The 2607-nt window shown below is 36.6% G+C and carries 2 protein-coding genes and 1 pseudogene; all 3 read left to right on the top strand.

Annotation, left to right across the window (positions count from 1 at the left end):
* Positions 1–1139: metallophosphoesterase (locus V7149_RS25590; protein WP_335348372.1), on the top strand; the 1139-nt coding region annotated here is incomplete at its 5' end.
* A gap of 209 nt (positions 1140–1348) precedes the next feature.
* Positions 1349–2455 (top strand): ABC transporter ATP-binding protein, encoded by a 1107-nt coding sequence (locus tag V7149_RS25585; RefSeq protein WP_335348371.1) that lies wholly within the window; start codon positions 1349–1351, stop codon positions 2453–2455.
* Positions 2445–2607 (top strand): annotated as a pseudogene (locus V7149_RS25580) (ABC transporter permease); the annotation flags it as partial. The gene V7149_RS25585 and the pseudogene V7149_RS25580, both read left to right, overlap by 11 nt.

The raw sequence follows: 2607 nt of genomic DNA, 5'->3' as shown, positions 1-2607 counted from the left end.
GGGGTGTTTGGATGAAAAGAATAAAAGTGATCATTCAATTCATACTGATCATCAGCATTTTGCTCATTGCCTTAAATCGGACAGACGCCAAAGAGATCATGGAATCTAGCTTGCGGCTTCGAATTTTAGAAACAACAGATTTGCATGCACATATGTTAGGGTTTGATTATAAAAAAAATAAACCGAATCTAGAATTCGGATTAGCCAGAACTGCATCACTTATCAAGCAAGCTCGGGAAGAGGAGATTAATTCACTGCTTTTTGATGTAGGTGATGTACTTGTAGGAAGTGCTCTAGATGAATATGTGTATAAAACCAACTATTTGGACGATCATTACTTTCATCCTGTATTTAAAGCGATGAATGGACTTTATTATGATGCGGCAACAGTAGGAAATCATGAATTCAATCATGGATTAGATTTTTTGCATAAAAGCTTGCGAGGAGCCAAGTTCCCATACGTAAATGCCAATATTTATATAGATGATCAAAATCAATACGATGGCGATGATCTTAATTATTTCAATCCGTTTTTGATCTTAGATAGAAACTTTATTGATACTAACGGAAATAAACAAAAATTAAAGGTTGGTGTTATTGGCATTCTTACCCCAATTGCAGCCGAATGGGACAAGAAGTATTTTCAAGGTAAATTAAAGATAAAAAATATACAGGAAACGGCTGAGCATCTTGTACCTATCATGAAAAAGATGGGTACAGACATAATTATCGCTCTTGCACATGTTGGATTAGATCCTGACAAAGGATTAAAGGAGAAAAAGGGAAATTCCGTAATCGATTTAAGTGAAGTAGAAGGGATCGATGCTATTTTATACGGTCATACTCATTTAATTTTCCCTGGGAAGGACCTCTATAGTGTAAATGATGAAACAGGAACTATAAATGGGGTCCCGGCTGTACAAGCTGGCTATTGGGGAAATCATCTTGGCATCATAGATCTAGAAATAATCAAGATGAATGGAAAATGGTTTGTTAATAGCAGTCATTCAATAGTAAAACCAGTGTTCAAGACCATTAATGGAAAGACCATTCCATTAGTCGAAGAGGATGACCAGATTGTAAGAGTGATGGAGCCTATACATCTTGAAATACAAAGGTTTATCCAAAATAGTAAATAGATTACACACCTCCTGCACATAGTTAACATATGAGTAGGAAGCCTTTTTTTACAAGAGGTATTCTCTAGACAATATTTTCAAAAAACATCTCCCATCAATGCATAGGAATATGGTATTATAACGTTTGAATGTCTAAATGTTATTATTCGATTTTTTTCGATAAAATGCGTTGCATGATTTGAAATTTTTTTTTGATAGAAGGAGATAAAATGACAAATAACACTATAATCCGTTTTGAGCATGTAACAAAACAATATGATGATGATCCTCCTGTTTTAAAAGAGGTAAGCTTTGAGATTGAGAGAGGGAAATTCTATACTCTACTAGGTCCATCCGGCTGCGGAAAAACAACCATATTACGGCTGATTGCAGGATTTATTGAGCCTTCATCTGGAAAGGTATTTATTAATGAAAAATTAGTCAATGAAGTGCCGGCCAATAAACGCCAAGTCAACACTGTATTTCAGGACTATGCGTTATTTCCGCATTTAAATGTATTTGAGAATGTAGCATTTGGACTTAGAATTAAAAAAATTAAAAATATTGAAGTAGACCGAAGAGTAAAGGAAGCACTTCGATTTGTGAATCTTGAAGGCTATGAAAATCGTGAAATAAGAGAAATGTCAGGCGGTCAGCGTCAGCGTGTAGCCATTGCAAGAGCCATTGTCAACGAACCGGAAGTCATACTACTCGATGAGCCATTATCAGCGCTAGATTTAAAACTTCGTACAGAAATGCAGTACGAGCTTCGTGAGCTCCAGCGCAGATTGGGCATTACGTTTATCTTTGTTACCCATGACCAAGAGGAAGCACTGGCGATGTCTGACGAAATTTTTGTTTTGAATAACGGAAAAATCGAACAGAGCGGAACGCCAACTGATATTTACGATGAACCGATTAACCGATTTGTTGCTGATTTCATTGGAGAATCGAATATTGTACCAGGGACGATGATTAAAGATTTTTCTGTCCAGTTTACCGGGAAAACCTTTGATTGTGTGGATGGCGGCCTAAATCCAAATGAAGCCGTGGATATTGTGATCCGTCCTGAGGATTTGGAAATTACTAAGCCAGAATCAGGGAAACTAAGGGTTAAAGTAGATACTCAGCTTTTCCGCGGTGTTCATTATGAAATTAGCTGCTATGACCAGGATGGAAATGAATGGCTTGTTCATTCAACGAAAAAGGCAAATGTAGGGGAAGAAATAGGGCTGTACTTTGATCCTGAAGCCATTCATGTCATGAGACATGGAGAAACAGAGGAAGAATTCGACAAACGTTTAGAAGCATATGAAGAGGGAAGCTATGAAAACTAACTCTCGTAATCTGTATTTAATCCCTTATGTTATTTGGATTCTTTTGTTTGTCGTAACACCCATTCTTCTCGTTGTATACTATTCGTTTTTTGATATTGAAGGGCATTTTACTTTTGATAATTACAAAAAGTTCTTTACGCCAGTCTATCTGA

The organism is Bacillus sp. JJ1503, assembly GCF_036965125.1.
Classification (GTDB): domain Bacteria; phylum Bacillota; class Bacilli; order Bacillales; family Cytobacillaceae; genus Cytobacillus.
This window is presented reverse-complemented; position numbering and strand designations above follow the sequence as displayed.

Excerpts from the sequence above, each read along its gene's own strand:
- V7149_RS25585 (WP_335348371.1), top strand. The coding sequence starts at position 1,349 with ATGACAAATAACACTATAATCCGTTTTGAGCATGTAACAAAACAATAT.